Raw genomic sequence first — 18132 nt, 5'->3', positions numbered from 1 at the left:
ATGATGAATTAAGTTTAGGTTAGTTTTTTCGAACTAACGCAACAGTGATACCACATTTGCATAGGTCTATTTTAGATTAAAATTGTACCTATGTTGTACCCACCCAAAACAAAAAAGCCCCCCAATCTCTTGAAAGGCTTGTCATCAGAAGTGATCCCGGCGCGATTCGAACGCGCGACCTACTGCTTAGAAGGCAGTTGCTCTATCCAGCTGAGCTACGGAATCATTATATCAAAAACTCTACTGGCGCGACCTATCCGCCTATGGCGGGTTGCTCTATCCAGCTGAGCTACGGAATCATTATATCAAAAACTCTACTGGCGCGACCTATCCGCCTATGGCGGGTTGCTCTATCCAGCTGAGCTACGGAATCAGATAATCAAAAACTGTTACAAACAAAAAACGATCTACAATTCGTGAATCGTAAATCGTATTGCTTTATTAAGTCGGGGCGGCCAGATTCGAACTGACGACCTCCTGGTCCCAAACCAGGCGCGATACCGGACTACGCTACGCCCCGAAACTTTTAAAAGGAGTGCAAATGTAGTACTATTTTTAAAACCACAATAAAGAATTTTAAAGTTCTGCATTTTTTTCGCCCGATAAAAATTACCAATGGCCGAATGCTTGCTAATCAAGCCATCCGGGCTAATCCTTTTCTCGTAATTGCTTTTAAATCTACCTAAATTTTAGCATATGGAAAACCTTAGTTCAATTTGGAGCCCTACTGAAGCACTCTTTCTTTTGAAAAGCAAAACTGCAGGTAATTCACTTTCTTACACTTCTTTAAGTTCTCTTAACAAGTTAAACCACCCATGGAAAGCAGATTTTAATTTTCGTGCTTCTAAAAATCCTACAAGCCAATTTATTCATCCCGGCTTTATTCATCGTGGCACTAATCCTAGTATTAATTCATTTTTACATGCTATGAATACCGCTAGACATGCAGGAATTGATATTCAATATGAAAAAGGCTCGGGTGAGCGACTTCCTTATACAAATGAGTGCTTCGAAGCAGTTTTTTGTATGGATGTGCTTCAAGAAGTTGAGAATGGGGCTCGATTATTTTCAGAGATTTTCCGTGTGTTGAAACCCGGTGGAGTCTTATATTTTGATTTATCCAATACAATAGAATTGCCAATGCCTTTGGAATTAAAAGCGCAACAAGAGCGCATGAAATCTAAGAGTAATTATATTGCCAAGCACAAATGGGGAATTTTAATCAAACCAATAGCCAAGTCTGCTCAAGCACAACGCATTCCAAACCCTGTGGAATCTACCTTGCAAAAGCTAAAAAAGCATCAAGCGCTCAAGAAATTGGAATGTTGGAATGAAAAATTTAAACAATACTATCCTTTTACACTTTTATCAGCAGTCTTAAATTCCCTGTTAAATGAAGATAACAAGTTGAATTATAGAAGCTATGCTATTGTTGCTTCAAAATAATTGGGAAAGCATATTAATAAATGAGGTATAATTTTGAATAAAAAAGGGCTGCTCCCATATTGGAAGCAGCCCTTTTGAGTTTATTGGCTTACTCAATGATGAGCATTTCAACCCTTCTGTTTTTCTGACGCCCGGCCTCCGTTTTATTATCGGCTACCGGTTTAGTTGCACCAAAATATTCAACAATAATCCTATCGGCTTTTATTCCTCTATCGATTAAGAAAATTTTAACCGCTTGTGCACGTTTTTGTGACAGTGTCATATTGGTTTTTGGATTTCCAACATTGTCGGTGTGTCCGCTTAATTTTAAACGCCATTCCGATTTTTTTACCATTAATTTCCCAAGGTCATCTAAGGATGCATAGGACTCGAAGCGAATAACATCTTTACCATTGTTGAATTCGAGATTATCAAATGCTTTACGCAAAATTTCTTGCTCTTCTTTCAGCAGTTTTATTGGCACATCAATTACTTTTTCCTCCTTGAGTTTGGCTTCATCCGGAACAATTTTTCAAATTTAAAGAAGCCATCTTTCATACGAACGGCCCTAGTGGAAACACCTCCAACTAAAATATTTAATTTGTCAATGGTGGTTGTTCCATCGCCCTCTAAGCGGAATTTAAAGTCTCCATCCGCCGGCAAGGTTTCAAAACGGAAGAATCCATCTTTCGATTTGGTTGCGAAGTTGATTACTTTACCATTGGCATCTAATACATACAATACATCCTCCGGACAGCCTTTGTTTTCGATAGGTCCAGGTTTTTTTGGACATCTATCCTCACTGTCTTTTATACCGTCACTATCTGCATCCGGGCAACCATTTAATTTTGCAAATCCCCTATCATCCGGGCATTCATCAATTTTATCCGGAACTTTATCACCGTCTCTATCAGGGCAACCTTTAAATTCTAATAAACCTGCCACATCCGGACAATCGTCTTCTTTATCAATTATTTTATCGCCATCTTTATCCGGGCAACCTTTAAACTCAAGCAATCCGGCAATATCCATACAGTTATCTTCGCTATCAATTACCTTATCGCCATCTTTATCCGGGCAACCGTTAAATTCTTTCAAACCTGCATCGTCAGGGCATTTATCATCTTTATCTGGAATTTTATCCCCATCCTTATCAGGACAACCGTTAAATTCAACCAAGCCAGGAATTTCGGGACAGGCATCTTTTTTATTTACTACACCATCTTTGTCCTTATCCAGTGGTTTGCGTCCAAAGGTTAAATTTATACCTACTCGTAAATTTAAATTTTTGGTATTTCCGGGATAGGTGATATCCGTAGTTTTTCCACCGTTGTTGACTCTGTATTTGTTGTACACAAATAAGCCCAGAATATTGTCACTCACTCCATAAATCTGCAATGGGCCAAGGTTAAGTGCAAGCCCTAAACCAATGTTCATATAGCTTCTATTAAACATCGAATAATTAATAGAACCCATTAAATAGTTATCAATAGTATAGTTATAAGATAAGGCTAATGCCGGATGTAATTTTTATCAAAGAAATGTCCCTGAACCAAAAGAGAAACATTACTTTCTTTATTTAACTCGTATTGTGCGCCGGCATAAATTTGAGCACCTAAGCGGGTTTTGTATGAACGATGAACAGTATCTAAAGCAAAACTGGAATTGAGTGAATCAAAACCAATTCCACCGCTTTGTCGATGGTGGTACTGTCATTTAAGAAGGTGTTGAGGTCTATACCTTGGTATTTGAAAGACGCATTTGGATTTTTGCTGACATAATTTGTTGGTGCAAATTTCCATTTAATGGAGCCTAAATCCAGCACACTTGCATTCACCGTTAAGCGATCGCTTGCTTTGTAACTCCCTCCAAAATCAACGCCATAGCCACGGTTATGAAGTTTCGTAACAAAATCGCCAACTCCCAATCCATTAAAGGGATTGTCGATTATACCGGAAGTATTTACAATTATATCAGAGGTTGCAGTAATGTCAAAAGTAGTAGGGTCGGTAGTGAGGGAGATGTCGCTTTTTTTAGTCGAAATATTTGCAATTCCACTAAGGTATTTTACCCGAATACCAAGCGATAATTTATCGCCGACTTCACGGGCATAACCTAAGCCATATTCTAAGTAATTTGTTGCATCTAAACCTAAATTAAAATGCTGCTCTTCGCCCAATGAAGCGCCATTACCTTTCCACACAAAATTGAGCAAATCTTTAGGATAGCGAATTCTCCAATTCAATTTATAGCTCGCATTAAAACTAAAATATCCACTCTTGTATTTAAAGGCTGTACTTAATAAATCGGTGTGAAGAGATAAGGCAAAATAATTATTATCGGCTAATTTACTCACCAGGTTTTCGAAATCAAGTTTAGTAGCACCATTACTACCTTTGGTGATCACATCATCTAATTTAAAACCACTGTTGCTTTTATTTAAGTAAAGTGATGAAATAATGGGTAATCCAATATTCAGCCGGCTGCTCGGTAAAATTCCGGGGTTTACATAATTGGATTGTGGTATAGCCTTTAAATTGTATAAGGTTAAATTTTGTTGCGCAACTGCATTGTGCCATAAAAGGCTTAGTACAAGTACAATCAAAAACTAAGTCGACGGTCGCTGTATATTTTTACATTCTTAGTTCCATTATCAAATGTGGCCGAAATCGCTTTTATGATAATGTACTTCGCATTTTTAAGGCCAAAGCCCTTGCGCGGTTAAAAGTTACATCCGTAGTTTTTTGATTGGGTACAGATGTTTGAGGGCTGTTCACAGGAAAGCTGACGGTTGCCGAGGGAAGTACGTTTACGTCTTGAAAGAGTGAATCAATCTTGTGATACATGGAATCTGTGAAATAAACCTGCATACTTATTCCCATCGGAAAATCATTCACCGCGAATGCCCTAAATAAGATTGATTCAATATTATCGACCTTTTGAAATTTAAATTTAACAGTATCTTCAAAAGTAAAATCTTTTGCATTTCCAAACATGGGCAATACCACTTCCACATTCGCTTTAAGTTTACTACCTGCATCCACAAAATTAATTTGAGGCGGCATGCTTAATGGGTTTGTTAACGAAGCTACATTGTAAATAATGTATTTGGGTCGATTGTCCATTGCAGCATTGAAATCACTATTTGAATTATCCAGTTTTAAAGTGTCGCTTATTTCTGCTGCGCCAACTATAGTAGGCGCTTTCACTTGAAGTGGTGTGGTAGTGTAGGCAATATTTCCTTGCCCAAATCCGGGATTGTACCATTTTAAATCGATGTTACTGATACTAACAGGAAGTCCAAATGAGTTGGTGAGATAGAGCTTTAGCAGTGGATTTGCAAAGTGAAAGGTTCCAATTCCAATTGGTGTATTGTTATGGCGAAATATGGTGATGGAAACGGTGTCGTTATTGGGTGTTAAATTGGATTGCATTCCCACATTTCCGAATACAGTTTGAAATTTTTGATTCACAATGTGCTCGGTAAAATTAATGTTGCTTCCAGCTGCCAATGTGCTTCCAGGTGTTTTTGTAACGGTAATGGAATAAAGTATTTCAAATTTATTATGCGTGGTTGGAATCCGTTAAATCAAAATGGTAACCTGCCAGATTTAAGGTTCTACTGGTAGTACCTGCACCTACACCAAAAGTATCGAAGAAAGGTAAACCACCTTTTTTGGCAGCAGGGATACTGATTTCTAAAGTAGTACCTGCAGTGAAAGTTTTGTTTATGTCAAAATTAATGGCACCTGAAGCAAATAGAATAGAATCTAATTGCGCATTGGTACTGCCCGGTAAAAATTGATGCTTTGTGAGCGGCTAAAGGAAGCCGAGGTGTTGGGTGCTAGCGCATTAAATATAGCAGCCTCGCTTGCACTTACTGTAAAACTGGTGGCTTTTGTTTGATCCGGCAATACAATAAAATCTTCGGCATTTATTGAAAAGAGTGTCCCTTTGTAAATAAGTGTACAAAATTGTCTCCGTCGGTGGTTATCTGTCCGTTTTATCGGTTCTCAGTACAATATCGTTTATTGAAAAATTGGTGTACACCAATGGAATCGCAATGTTGGGATTCCAAGTGCCCGCTTCAATATTATTTAAATTGTACTCTTCTTTAACACATGAATGCAAGAGGAGCGTGGGAGCAAGAAGCGCAGCGGCAACTATTTTACGGAGAAGAATTTTGCTTTTCATTAGCACTGAATTTGGTTCGAAAAATATACCGCAAGTTAATTATTTTTTGCGAGTTAAAAATGATGGCTAAAGAAATTTGAGAAGATGCCTTTAGTTACTAATAAGCAGCATACACCTTAACTTTGTTTCCGGCACCAATAATTGAGTACCAGGAAGCATCTCCATAAAAATGAGAACTAGCGAGTGGGGTAGTGGCACTTATTTCGTGCGATGATTGTATTGATCCGGATGATGAAATCAGCATAATGCATTGCTCCGGATTAGCTACAACTAAGCTAAACGATTTATTTTTTCAACAAGCACAACCGGTTCTGTCAAGTATTTTAATTTTAATTTTGCCTCACTTAATTTAGTTTTCGCAGCATCAAATAAAGTAAGCTTATCTGCGGTTAGAAATAAATAGTTATGTGTTTCAGGAACATAGTTAAAATAAAAGGCTTGGTTGGTTTTATGTACTTGTGATTTATCTATATTACCTGAAAAATAGAGTCGTGTAACCCATCCGCTTGAATCGCAAGCAACCAAAGAAGAGGCGTTCAAAGTGTTTTCGATAGCTAAATAGTAGATGTTTCGGTACACATTTTTTAATTTTTGCTTGAATTTTACTACAGATTTTCCTTTACGGTCCAGTAAATTCACATTCCCACTTTGATCCAGAATCACCAAGTAATCTAAACCTTTTGCTCGAAAATTAGAGATAGGTGCAATTACTTTATCGCTATTACTTACTGCTTCCCAGCCATTTACTGCATCTCCTCTTAGTGTGTAATTATAAATTCGCTTGTTCTCTTCAGCAATGAGTAATCTATATTCTCCATTGTTTTCGTAATCTATCGCTTTCACACCATTGGTGGCAATGTACTTTAACACCACCGGAAATTTAGACACATTATCGCCATCCTTATCTAACACATAAATTTTAGTTTTTGTGGAGAAGACAAATTGCATTTCTTTTTCTCATTAACGGATTGCACTTCGCTCATGATTTTTTCTTTCATTTCGTTTTTCCATAAAATTTTCCCTTTGTTGTCGATGAGGTAGATTTTATTGGAAGCATCTTGTACAAAAATTAACCGACTGCTGTCAGCGGGGTCGAGCAGTATGGATGGTTTAGTTAGGATCGTAGTATCCAGCTGAATATCGAGTAAGGATTCATTCGCTTTTTTATAGCATGGTTTATAGGATGCAAATATGGAACTGTAAAACAAGTTGGCATTTGCACTCATTTGAAAAGCAAGTGCATGAAATTCTTGAAGCGTTTTAGTTTTCGCTTCTGACCAGTTTAATACCTCTTTTTAAATGCTTTTGAAATAGAAAAGGGATCGTGCCAATGCTGAATACACAAAAAGATTCGATTGAGAGCTTGTATTTTCAGCAAAAGTTTTATAATCGGCATCTGATGATAAGGTATGCCCTGCTAAAATTGAATTGATCCATTTTTTTAAAGCCGCTGCACTATTTGCGAATACCACGGTTTCATCCATCAACACAAAATAACTCGCACTTATTTTTTCGTAACTCTCTCCAAAAACCATTGGAATAAGCGATTTGGCCTTTATTTGTTGAATTGTAAACCCTCTAAAATGTTCAGCAATTGAATCTCCATTGGCTTGTTTACTATTTATTTTAGTGGCGAAATCAAGCAACAATTTGGCTACCTCTTTATTTCCATTTGTTTTAAAAACGGCATAGCAATTTGATGCGTAATTTTCATTTTCGGGTTCCGTAATCACATACGCAAACTGATTGCCCATCCATTGTTTGAAAAAATTTTGAGCATTTACACCAAATGATTTATTGAGTTTTGATACTTGCTCTTGCCGCGTGAAATGATCCGTTAAGTTATTGAGATAAGTATCATAATTTTTAAAATACCGGTTCACATCACTCAAAGCAGTGTGTTGAAAAAAGCAACTGAGGAAGGTAATTCATCGGTCATCTCAAATTCTTGTGGTTCTTGGTTTTGAAAATATTTAAGTAGTTGTTGCTACTATCCTTGGAAAGTGTGAATCCATTTAATTGATAGGAATTGGGTTTTGTTTTGATGTCCAGACTTGTCCAATTAGCAAAAGTTGACAAAGCTTTTAAAAATCCGGCTTCCTTTGGTTCTAGCATTGTTGAAAAGAGTTGCGGAAAGTAAGTGTAATTAATAAAGAGGGTAGCTTCCACTTTTTTGCCGGCAGAATTCCAAATTTTATCAAAGGCAGGATCAGCCGAAATTGGGGTTCCTGAATTAAGCTGCACGATAGCATCCTCCATTAAAAAGCGCGAAAAAGTACAAGCAAAAATTCCCTGATTAAAAAAATAGTATAAGGTCTTATCCTCATTAATTTTTAATTCATTTAATGCAACACCATCATAAATTCGCAAGGAATAAATCGACGTTTTAGCCGCAGCATTTTGAATAAAATCATTCAACTGTTTCTTCGAAAGTGTATTCGGTAGATTCAGCAAATACAACAATCCAAAATGATTGCTGGCATCGGGATGAGCCGAAATAAAAAGGGGTTTGTCTTGAATATTTTTATAGGCTTCAATATTAGTCGCAAACAAGGCATCCAAAAAGCGCATATCGGTATGTAAATCACCAAAAAAAGGATAACTCACCAAGGATTTCCACATGGGATTAGCAACCGAAAAGTTTTGCAAAGAACTTTTTGGCGTATTACATTTTAAAACCACTGCTGCGTTTGCTGGAATAGCTTTAATTACAGAACTTAAGGGTGTTTTTATTTGTTTGAAATGAAAATACCCATAAATAGCTGCACCGATAACAGGTACAAGAAAGAGTGTGATTAATATTTTCTTAAGCATTTATATTCAGTATTTAGGTGCTGATGTTGTAGTGATTCCGGAATAAAATTTTAATTCAAGCTGTGTGTTTACGAGATTAAAACTCATGCGATGCTGATTACATGTTCCATGTTTTTCAATCTTTGTGCGATGAAGCAATGTTGGATACCCTTTGTTTTTATTCCATTCATACACCGGAAATTGCACATGCAAGCTCTCCATAATTTCATCTCTATACGTTTTTGCAAGGATGGAAGCAGCAGCAATTGCCATGTATTTACCATCACCCTTAACAATGCATTCGTGCGGAATAGTTTTATACGGTGTAAAACGATTACCATCAATAAGTAATAAATCCGGATTCATTTTTAATTGATCAAGCGCCCTGTGCATGGCTAAAAAGAGGCTTTTAAGATGTTTATTTTATCTATTTCAATATTTGAAACAATACCAACTGCAAAAGCTAATGCATGGTTTTCTATAACCGGCCTCAACTCGTTTCGTTGTTTTTCATTTAGTTTCTTCGAATCATCAAGAACTAATAATGCCTTATTAATCTTACGCGGCAGGATCACGGCAGCTGCCACAACCGGTCCGGCTAAGCATCCCCTTCCTGCTTCATCACATCCGGCTTCAATACCTTTAGTCGTAAAATGTTTTTTAAGCATGGCTTTATTAAATCATAGCTTTTTCAATACAGGTCCAGAGTTTCTCAGCAGTTTTATCCCAAGAATAATCAAGTCTTCTGCTCCTACCTTTTTCAATTAAAATATTTCGAAGCGCTTCATCTTCATTCATTTTTACAAGTGCAGCCGTAATCTCTTCTACCGAAAATGGATTTACAAGCAAAGCTGCATCTCCTGCAATTTCGGGCATAGAGGTCACATTGGAAGTAATTACCGGGACATCACAATTCATGGCTTCTACTATTGGAATTCCAAATCCTTCAAAGTAGGGAACATAAGTCAAGGCAAGTGCTCCACCCAGCACATCTTTTAATTTTTCGGGTGCTAAACGACCGGTAAAAACAACTTCCGATTTATGCGTCATGGCTTCATAAGAGGCAGCGATGTCAGCACGCCAATACATTTTGCTGCCCACTATTACTAGCTTTGTCTCGGCCTTCGTTTGTGTCTTAAATGCATCAAAAGCTTTAAAAAGATTTACAATATTTTTTCGAGGATGCATGGCTCCAACAAACAAAAAATAATTCTTCCCTTCAGTTAGTTCATTTCGAATAAGTAATTTTTGTTGTGGTGATATTGGTGTATACAACAAGTTAGAACCATTTCCAACTACATCTATTTTGCTCGCCTCAATACCATAGTTTTTAATGATATCGTTTTTAGAGTATTCTGAAACAGTTGCTAAACGAACCGATTTTTTTGCAAATCGCCGGAAGAAAAAGTTGTAATATTTTTCAACCCAAAAAGGCATATCCTTTTTATAATAAATAAAATTCAGATCATGAATAACCGCAAGGCTTTTTGTTCCCGAAAGCAAGCTAATCATACCATCCGGAGATAAAAATAAATCAGGTTTGTGTTTTCGAAGCACAAAAGGTAGACTGATTTCAAACCAAAAAATCCAAAGAAAAGGATGGCGGGTGGGTGGAAACAAAACAAGCGGAGTAACATTTTTAGCAGTTACAAATTCGGGGTCAAATGGCCGGTCAAAAATAAAAATGAATTCATGCTCCGGGTGATTTTGAGTAATGCGCTTCAACGATTCATACCCGAACCAACCCATGCCTTCCATTTTGTTTTTAAGGAAAAGCCTTGTGTTTACTGCTATTTTCAACTAAGTTTAATTAAGTATAGCAAAAGTAAGCCATAAAGGGTATAGTTAAGCACTTAGTTTTGTCAAGTACTTAACAGCAGATTGTTAGTTTAGTTTTGAGTATAGAGTGGAATCTATATTACTTCAAATCCAATAAAACAAACATCATCCAGCTGCTCGTTGTGTCCTTTCCATTTTTCAAAAAAATGGGTGAGCGATGCACCTTGTTTTTTAATGTTCTCGGATTTAGTAGTGAGGAGATATTCTTTTAATTTTTTGGTTGTTAATTTTTTGCCATGTAAACCGCCAAATTGATCTGCGAAACCATCGGTAAAAATATAGAAACGATCGTTTTTATTTATTTTCACATTGTGTGAGGTATAGCGGCGCTCATCGTGAATTTGATGGTGTCCGCCAATGGGAAATTTGGAACCTTTTATTTCTTCCAATTCATCATTTCGAATCATCCACAGTGGGCGATATGCCCTGGCAAACTTTAAATAATTTTCGTTAAAGTCAATCACGCACAAGGCAATGTCCATCCCATCATTACCTTCATTTTTATTTTGTTTTAAAGCGATAATCAGTTCGGTATTTAGCTGATCTAGTATTTCAGTTGGTTCGGTAAGGCCCTTATCGGTGATGAGTTTATTTAAAATATTGCTCCCAATCATGCTCATTAGCGCACCGGGAACCCCATGTCCGGTGCAATCGGCAACAGCAAGAAATATTTTTTTGTTCTCATTTATACACACATAAAAGTCTCCACTCACAATATCTTTTGGGCGGTATAGCAAAAAACTATTGTACAGCACTTCCACAATTAGATCCTCTTCAGGCAACATGGCATCCTGTATTTTTTTAGCGTACTCAATACTCTTGGTTATCTCAGATTTTTGAAGTTCAATTTTATTATTCTTTTCCTCCAACTCAATATTTGTTTTTTTCTTAATGATGTAGATGCGATATACAAATGCCAATAGCACAAAAAGCACAATTAAAAATCCGGAAAGTGCAGCCTGAATAATTTGTTTACTCTTTATTTCTTTGGCACTAATTTCTTTTTGCTTTTGCAGGAGGTTAATTTCACTTTGCTTTTTTTCAAGGTCAAAATTGAATTGCAGATTGCTGAATTTTTTATCAGCATCAATATTGTAGAGGGTATCTTTTACTATTGTTAATAGCTTTTGATATTTGAAAGCGTTGGTAAAGTCATTCACTCGGCTATACGAATTTGCCAATCCCTCGTACGATAATTTTAAGCGTTCAGTTGAACCTAGCTTGGTTGCAATATCTTCTGCCTCTTTATACTTAAGAAGTGCAATTTTATATTCTTTATCTTTTTCATAAATCCCGCCCAATTCAATTAGCGAATTTACCATGTCTAATTTAGCATCAATATTTTTGGCATGGGAATAAGCTTTCTCAAAATAACTAATAGCAACACTTTGTTCGCCCTTTTTTGCGTAAGCCTTCCCTAAAAATATTAATGCAATGGGATAATTTTCAGATCCTTCAAAAGCAATCAAAGCTTTTTGGAAATAATTTAAAGCTGATTTTGTGTTGCCTTGATTTAAATAGATTTCGCCAATATTCACAGAGGACGAACCAATAATATTATTATCTTTTATTTCTTCTCCTACCTTCAGTGCATTCATATTATATTCCAACGCTTTATAGTAAGTGGAGCGTTTTCCTAAATAAACAGCTCCAATATTTCCATTGGCTGTAGCGATACGAATTTTGTCGTTAAGTTGCTCGGCTATTTTTAAGGATTTAATGTAATAATCCAGTGCTTTGTAATCTTCGTTTTGGATATAATAGATATTGCCCATATTATTATACATATTGGCAACACCGGCACTGTCTTTTATGGAGGAAAATACATCTAAAGCTTGCTTGTAGTTCTGCAATGCTTCTACATAGGAGCCCTTGTTGAAGTAGCCTATTCCCATGTTTTTTAAGGCCAATGCAATTCCTTTTTTATAATTTATTTTTTGAGAAAGTGTTTTCGCTATCTCTGCATACGAGATAGATTTTTCGGGTGCTGTTCCAAAATAAATTTTACTGATGGCTAATATGGCATTCACTTTAGCAGTGTCCTCTTTAGCGTTTTTTATTATCTCTTTGAGTTTCTCTGTTTGGGGAGTTTGAGCAAACACAAGTGTTGTATTACACCATAAAAAAAGAAATAAAGCCAATGCCAGCTTCTGCATACTCAGATAGGAATGAATTTAAAGCGCAATTTACAAATCTTTTTTTCCTACCCCAAAAAAGACAAAAAGCATTCAAATTTCAATAGCTCATTTGTGCATACCCTTCCGAATTCATCAATCAGTTTATTCAAAATCTATTAATTATATAAATTTTTAATTTTCATCTGTAACAAACAACAATGCTAAATCCCGAACTTAACATCACATAAATTAATAACAAAATGAAACAATTAAGCATCTTGTTAATTTTACTTCTGGGGTGTTTTCAAGCTCGCACACAAGCTGTATACGCATGCACTTACCAGCAATTATGCAATTGGAATGCACAAACGGAACAGTTTGATGATTGCAATGAGGGACAAGCTCAAAATAGTAGTTTTGAAATCAATAAAGCCGAGTCGGTTATTTTTCAAAAAATTCAAAATGTAAATTCCGCATTCAAAGTTAAAAGCAAAGAATTCGATCGTAAGCAAGGTGTCACCATTTATTTTGTGATGAGCGATAACGGAAATAATTTCTATTTTATTTTTGATAAGAAAAATAAGGAAGTGAGGGTGTTAACTAAAAGTAAAGGTAAATCAAGCTTAGAGCTCTTTACTCAAACTAATCCATGGCAAACAAATTAAGATGCATCCCTAGTTTTTTTGTAATTTAAATTCAGTCACGCATTTCCTATATTCGTGCTCTATTATTCAGCAAGAATATTTTTATTAATGCAACGCACTAATTTTTTCTTCCTACTCTCGCTTAGCGGGATATTGATTTTTTACACACTATCTGCTCAGCCTTCTAAAACCGAAAAGCGAATTGCTGCTGAGGTTGATTTGCATGCCGTTCAAGCCTTAGACCTTTTAAAGGAAGTGGTTAACATAAATAGTGGAACATTCAATTTTGGTGGTGTTAAGCAAGTTGGCGCTGTTTTTACACGCGAATTAAAAGCACTTGGTTTCGAAACCAAATGGATTTCCGGCGAAACTTTTCACCGTGCAGGTCATGTGCTTGCGACACATAAAGGAAAAAGAGGAAAAAAAATTCTATTAATCGGCCACCTCGACACTGTTTTTGAACCCGACAGCCCCTTCCAAACTTTTGAAATGCTTAACGATAGTATGATGCATGGTCCCGGTGCTGCCGATATGAAAGGCGGCGATGTTATTATAATCCTTGCTTTACAGGCTTTAAGAGATGCAGGATTGCTAGCTGATTTAAACATAGAAGTTATAATGAGTGGTGATGAAGAAGCCAGCGGATTTCCTTTAGCGCTATCCAAATACGATTTAATTGAGGCTGCAAAACGCGCCGACTATGCATTAGGTTATGAGGATGGCGATGGATTAGCTACTAAAGCAGTAATTGAAAGAAGAGGAGCATCCGATTGGACACTCACCGTTAAGGGACATGCTGCACATTCTTCTCAGCTTTTTACAGCAGAGGTCGGCAATGGTGCGATTTACGAAGCATCCCGAATCCTAAAAACATTTTACGATTCTTTAAAAGGAGAAGAAAATTTAACTTTTAATCCGGGATTAATTGCAGGCGGTAATACAGTTAATTTTGATTCTTTGCACAATCAAGCTAGCGCTTTTGGTAAAAATAATATTGTGGCACAAGATGTAATTGTAAAGGGAGATTTAAGAGCAGTTTCCACCATGCAAGTGCAAAGAGTAAAGAAAAGTATGCAAAAAATTGTAGCTGAAAATTTTCCTAATACCACTGCCCATATTGATTTTGGCGAGAACGGATACCCACCCATGACAGCCACCGAAGGCAATAAAAAATTATTGAAGTATTACAGCAGAGTAAGCACCGATCTTGGATTTCCCAGCCAGGAAGCTGTAAATCCAAGAGATGCAGGTGCTGCCGATATTTGTTTTGTGAACGATTGGGTGGAGATGGCATTAGATGGAATCGGACTTCCCGGCACTGGGGGACATACCATTCATGAAACCGCCAATACCAATTATTTAGCAATCGAAGCCAAAAGATCTGCTGTACTAATCTACCGCCTAGCATTCGAAAAAGCATTAGAATAAAATATTCATTTATTCAATGACAAACTTCTTTCTATAGCTTACTATTTCGCTAGAAATTTCTACAACATAAATTCCTTTACTCAAATTCGAAAGAGAAAGTTGAGGTGTGAATGCTGCATGATAAATAAGTTTACCCATAGTGTTGTATATTTTTGTAGCTGCTTTTTGAAATTCAATTCCTTCATTTACGTTTAGATGCAGCACATTCTTTGCAGGATTGGGATAGATAATCAAAGATGAAGACGGTTCGTGTAATCCGCTAAGTCCTAAACCGTTTAATGGCTTGTTCACAACAATATATCCGCTATCCCCAACAGCAAATACTATCGAATCTTGATAAGAAGATATATCATTTATTTTTTGATCAACCACATTGAAACTCCAATTGATAAATGGATCAGAAGCCGAAAAAATTAATCCTTCTGCATTTTGAGAAACTCCGCCTGTATATAATTTTCCTGCACCACTTTGATGCAAGGTTAAAAAATCAGGATAATAAAAAGTGGCCGAATTTAGGTCTTGATTCCAGCTTAAACCACCATCTGTACTAATGTATAATCCAAATCCAATAGTAATTGATTCGTATCCGGCGAAAGCCAGCGTATCGTTTATTATTATAACAGAAGTAATGGGATTTAAATCAAGCGAAGCCCTTACCGAATCCCAATTGCTGCCCCCATTGGTAGTGCGGTAAATATATCCACTGCGACTTGAAGCCAGTCCGAAATTAGAATTTAGAAAAGTAATATCTGTTACAATATCCCCCGGATTAAAACTCGTTGAATTTAAAACATTAGTTGTCCAGGTACCGGCTGAAAGTTGACTTATGATTTCCCCCTGAAAACACCCCGAACCACCAATAAATCCATTGCTTTCGTCAAAAAAGTAAAGGCCTTGGTTAAAGCACTGATTTCCGGCAGTGGGCAAAAGCGTCCAGGTCAAACCGCCATCGGTAGTTTTGTAACTCCCAATATAAGGTCCAATGGTCATAAATCCAATACTGTCGTTTAAGAATTGCAAATTTAAGATGTGTTCAGCAGTAGGATAAAAAGTAACACCGCTAAAATTTATCTTGTTCCATGTTAAACCGCCGTCCATTGTTTTTAGCAACAAGCTGTCATTACCACCTATGTATCCAATCGTAGGAGAGGAAAAATAAATGGTGTTTAATTTTTTTGAAGTGCCACTGTTTACCTTTGTCCAGGATTCAGCATGCACAAAAGAATAACTCGAAAGCAGTAGTATTAATACTTTGCTGCAAAAGGTGTAAAGTTTTGTTTTCATTTTCGTTTTGGATTTGTTGATACAAAACTAATTCATGAATAAGCGCAACACAATGTACAATTGCGCCTTAATCATGTATGTTTTTAAATTCAGAGGGACTCATGCCGGTTTGACTTTTAAAAAATTTGCTGAAATGTGCCGGGTCTAAAAAGTTTAATTCATAGGCAACTTCTTTTGCCGAAATCCCAGTGTTTAATAAGCGTTTGGCTTCCAAAATAGTTTGTTTGTAAATAAGCCCGCTAGCAGTTTCACCACTTCGTTGAAGGGAAATTTCATTCAATTGTTTTTCTGAGATAGTTAATTTTTGAGCGTAGTCTTTTACTTTTTTAAGCTGTTTGAAATCGCTTAACAACAAGCGTCTAAAAGCAGTGTAAGTACTTAGCTGTTTATTTTCTTGAACTAAATTTTCTTTCCTGCTAAGCTGCATGCAATGCAACAAAAGAAGGCACAATTGATTTGTGACCAAATAATTTTTTAGTGGATTAGTGGAGTTAAATTCTTCCAAACATTGCTTTGTAATGTGCGCCATTACTTCATTAAAGGAATCTTCAAATAAATACACGGGCGGAATTTCAGTTACAGCAAAACAATTGTGATCAATCAAAAAGTCTTCAATTATTTTATTGGATCCGGCATGTATCAGGTCAAACATAAATACAAATCCATGGCAATTTGCATCGCGCACAACTTGATGCACTTGCCCTGGAGTTATAATATGAATGGAGTTATCCTGAATGGGAAAATCAATAAAATCAATTGTATGAACTCCTCCGCCTTTTAAAAAAACAAAGCACTCAAAAAATTGGTGCCGGTGAATTTCATTTATTTCTTTGGCAGCAGATTTCAACTCTACTACTTTAATTTCCTTTTTTTCTATTTCAGGATTGGTGTGAACCGGTATCATGTGCTTCCAAATTTAGAAAGCTTTTTTGGAGAGACAAAAAGTATACTTATCAAATAAGTGAAAGTTGTTTTTTTTTGATTGGATAAATTACAAGCTTGCCAAAAAGGAGAGGAGCGCATCTCGATCAGATTTTGGCAACTGTCTCACAAATTCCTTTGCTGCTTGGGCTTCTCCACCATGCCAAAGAATTGCTTCCATTAAATTGCGGGCGCGCCCATCGTGTAAAAAATTAGAATGCCCATTCACCAATTGGGTTAAGCCAATTCCCCAAAGCGGTGCCGTGCGCCATTCCAATCCATTGGCTTTAAAATCCGGTCGATTATCCGCTAAATCCGTTCCCATATCATGCAACAACATGTCGGTATAAGGAAAAATCAATTGGTTGGAAACAGCTCTAAAAGAAACATCAACCGCTGTGCGCACACTTGGTTTATGACATTTATTACAGCCTGCTTGAGTAAAAAGTTTTTCACCGCTAACGTTTACAGGGTCTTTAATATTTCTGCGCGCAGGAACACTTAACGTTTGTGTGTAAAAGGCAACCGCTTTTAAAATACTGTCGCTTACTTCTACTTCATCATTTAAGCCATCAAATTGACTTTGGCCAAGCGAACTTTCCTGATCGAAAACGGGATTGGTAATGCCCATGTCTTCATTGTATGCACCGGCTGTTTGTTGCAACAAATCGGGTGCTCCTGCTTTCCATCCAAATCGTCCTAAGGTGCTTGTACCAGCGCGTAGGTTCCACACATAATTTGGTTTTCCACTAATGCCATCTCCATCTGTATCCTGCTCATCGGCCCAGTTAAGAATGGTACTTTCCGGAATTGCTTGCAGTAATCCTAAACCAAAAACAGGTGGCGCAACCCGCGGCGACAAAAGCATTCCGGCAGGAGGGGGGATGTAAGTATTTTGCACAACGTAGGATGGTCGACGCAAAGAAATACTTTGTCCATCCGAAAAATAAACCGGTTCTTCTGTATAACTAATATTTACAGAACCTTCGAGTGCTTTTCCATAAACCGCATTTGATTGCAATTGCCCACCAAAACCCGGAACTGAAACCGGCCCACCATGTGCATCTTCACCCGGAATACTAATTCGAAACAACATCGATAATAGGCGTTCCCCGGGCAATGCAGGCTTACCGCGCCCATCGGCAATGTGACAGGAGGCACAAGAAACATTGTTATACACAGGTCCCAAACCCGGTCGAATCAAAGCAGGTGCGGTAACAAATGAAATTTCAAAATGACGATCTCCCACTTCGTGCACCGCTAAATCGTTTGCACTTAATTCAGGGAACGCATGAGAAAAAGCTCCACTTGATTCATCAAATGCCGTATTCACACCACCAGAAAAGCGTGTGTCAAGTGTATCTTCATCTAATTCATTGTATTTCCTGCACCCATAAGCAAAAACTAAAATGCATAAAATTGCAATGCCATAAGTAACTCTCATCTTTTTATTCTTGATGTTTTTAAAAGGAGCCATATTATAAATG

Annotated in this window: 18 protein-coding genes, 2 tRNA genes and 1 pseudogene; 3 read left to right on the top strand and 18 right to left on the bottom strand. The window is 37.0% G+C overall.

Features of this window, described 5'->3' with window-relative positions:
- Window positions 1–151 precede the first annotated feature (151 nt).
- Together IPP32_16350 and IPP32_16345 are read right to left on the bottom strand one after the other, a co-directional pair.
- Window positions 152–225, bottom strand: a tRNA-Arg gene (locus tag IPP32_16350).
- 221 nt (window positions 226–446) lie between these two features.
- Window positions 447–520, bottom strand: a tRNA-Pro gene (locus IPP32_16345).
- A 176-nt stretch (window positions 521–696) separates the two neighbouring features.
- Here IPP32_16345 and IPP32_16340 point away from each other — a divergent pair.
- Window positions 697–1446, top strand: coding sequence for a class I SAM-dependent methyltransferase (locus tag IPP32_16340; GenBank protein MBL0049655.1), 750 nt, complete (start codon window positions 697–699; stop codon window positions 1444–1446).
- A gap of 88 nt (window positions 1447–1534) precedes the next feature.
- On the opposite strand, the gene IPP32_16335 is transcribed toward IPP32_16340, so the two are convergent.
- From IPP32_16335 to IPP32_16275, 13 genes and pseudogenes are all read right to left on the bottom strand, one after another.
- The gene (locus IPP32_16335; GenBank protein ID MBL0049654.1) at window positions 1535–1909 is read right to left on the bottom strand and encodes an OmpA family protein; all 375 of its coding nucleotides are present in this window, start codon (window positions 1907–1909) and stop codon (window positions 1535–1537) included.
- A 5-nt stretch (window positions 1910–1914) separates the two neighbouring features.
- A complete protein-coding gene (locus tag IPP32_16330) occupies window positions 1915–2901 on the bottom strand; it encodes a thrombospondin type 3 repeat-containing protein (protein MBL0049653.1) in 987 nt (328 codons plus the stop codon).
- Between the two features lie 172 nt (window positions 2902–3073).
- Window positions 3074–4030 (bottom strand): hypothetical protein, encoded by a 957-nt coding sequence (locus tag IPP32_16325; GenBank protein ID MBL0049652.1) that lies wholly within the window; start codon window positions 4028–4030, stop codon window positions 3074–3076.
- Window positions 4031–4100: 70 nt separating this feature from the next.
- Complete coding sequence (locus IPP32_16320; GenBank protein ID MBL0049651.1) at window positions 4101–4937, bottom strand: hypothetical protein; 837 nt, start codon at window positions 4935–4937, stop codon at window positions 4101–4103.
- A gap of 478 nt (window positions 4938–5415) precedes the next feature.
- A complete protein-coding gene (locus IPP32_16315) occupies window positions 5416–5619 on the bottom strand; it encodes a hypothetical protein (GenBank protein MBL0049650.1) in 204 nt (67 codons plus the stop codon).
- 97 nt (window positions 5620–5716) lie between these two features.
- Complete coding sequence (locus IPP32_16310; protein MBL0049649.1) at window positions 5717–5863, bottom strand: hypothetical protein; 147 nt, start codon at window positions 5861–5863, stop codon at window positions 5717–5719.
- A 26-nt stretch (window positions 5864–5889) separates the two neighbouring features.
- Window positions 5890–6567: a hypothetical protein gene (locus IPP32_16305; GenBank protein MBL0049648.1), complete on the bottom strand. Its 678-nt coding sequence runs from the start codon at window positions 6565–6567 to the stop codon at window positions 5890–5892.
- Window positions 6525–6845: a hypothetical protein gene (locus tag IPP32_16300; protein ID MBL0049647.1), complete on the bottom strand. Its 321-nt coding sequence runs from the start codon at window positions 6843–6845 to the stop codon at window positions 6525–6527. The genes IPP32_16305 and IPP32_16300 overlap by 43 nt, the downstream gene beginning before the upstream one ends.
- 69 nt (window positions 6846–6914) lie before the next feature.
- Window positions 6915–7502: a hypothetical protein gene (locus IPP32_16295; GenBank protein ID MBL0049646.1), complete on the bottom strand. Its 588-nt coding sequence runs from the start codon at window positions 7500–7502 to the stop codon at window positions 6915–6917.
- 52 nt (window positions 7503–7554) lie between these two features.
- Window positions 7555–8433 carry a hypothetical protein gene (locus IPP32_16290; GenBank protein MBL0049645.1) on the bottom strand — a complete coding sequence of 293 codons (879 nt, stop codon included), beginning with the start codon at window positions 8431–8433 and terminating at the stop codon, window positions 7555–7557.
- A 6-nt stretch (window positions 8434–8439) separates the two neighbouring features.
- Window positions 8440–9080 (bottom strand): annotated as a pseudogene (locus tag IPP32_16285) (ribonuclease HII).
- 7 nt (window positions 9081–9087) lie between these two features.
- Window positions 9088–10212 carry a glycosyltransferase family 4 protein gene (locus IPP32_16280; GenBank protein MBL0049644.1) on the bottom strand — a complete coding sequence of 375 codons (1125 nt, stop codon included), beginning with the start codon at window positions 10210–10212 and terminating at the stop codon, window positions 9088–9090.
- Between the two features lie 113 nt (window positions 10213–10325).
- A complete protein-coding gene (locus tag IPP32_16275; GenBank protein ID MBL0049643.1) occupies window positions 10326–12407 on the bottom strand; it encodes a tetratricopeptide repeat protein in 2082 nt (693 codons plus the stop codon).
- 221 nt (window positions 12408–12628) lie between these two features.
- On the opposite strand from IPP32_16275, the gene IPP32_16270 reads away from it, so the two are divergent.
- Complete coding sequence (locus IPP32_16270) at window positions 12629–13033, top strand: hypothetical protein (GenBank protein MBL0049642.1); 405 nt, start codon at window positions 12629–12631, stop codon at window positions 13031–13033.
- An 87-nt stretch (window positions 13034–13120) separates the two neighbouring features.
- Window positions 13121–14440: a M20/M25/M40 family metallo-hydrolase gene (locus IPP32_16265; protein MBL0049641.1), complete on the top strand. Its 1320-nt coding sequence runs from the start codon at window positions 13121–13123 to the stop codon at window positions 14438–14440.
- 9 nt (window positions 14441–14449) lie between these two features.
- Here the strand turns inward: IPP32_16265 and IPP32_16260 are convergent, their stop codons facing one another.
- From IPP32_16260 to IPP32_16250, 3 genes are all read right to left on the bottom strand, one after another.
- Window positions 14450–15724, bottom strand: a complete 1275-nt coding sequence (locus IPP32_16260; protein ID MBL0049640.1) for a T9SS type A sorting domain-containing protein — start codon at window positions 15722–15724, stop codon at window positions 14450–14452.
- 67 nt (window positions 15725–15791) lie between these two features.
- A complete protein-coding gene (locus IPP32_16255; GenBank protein MBL0049639.1) occupies window positions 15792–16628 on the bottom strand; it encodes a helix-turn-helix domain-containing protein in 837 nt (278 codons plus the stop codon).
- A gap of 87 nt (window positions 16629–16715) precedes the next feature.
- Complete coding sequence (locus IPP32_16250) at window positions 16716–18089, bottom strand: c-type cytochrome (protein ID MBL0049638.1); 1374 nt, start codon at window positions 18087–18089, stop codon at window positions 16716–16718.
- Window positions 18090–18132 lie beyond the last annotated feature (43 nt).

The organism is Bacteroidota bacterium (assembly GCA_016721765.1).
Lineage (GTDB): Bacteria > Bacteroidota > Bacteroidia > UBA4408 > UBA4408 > UBA4408.
Note: the sequence above shows the minus strand (reverse complement) of the source record. Positions and strands in the feature narration are given on the sequence as shown.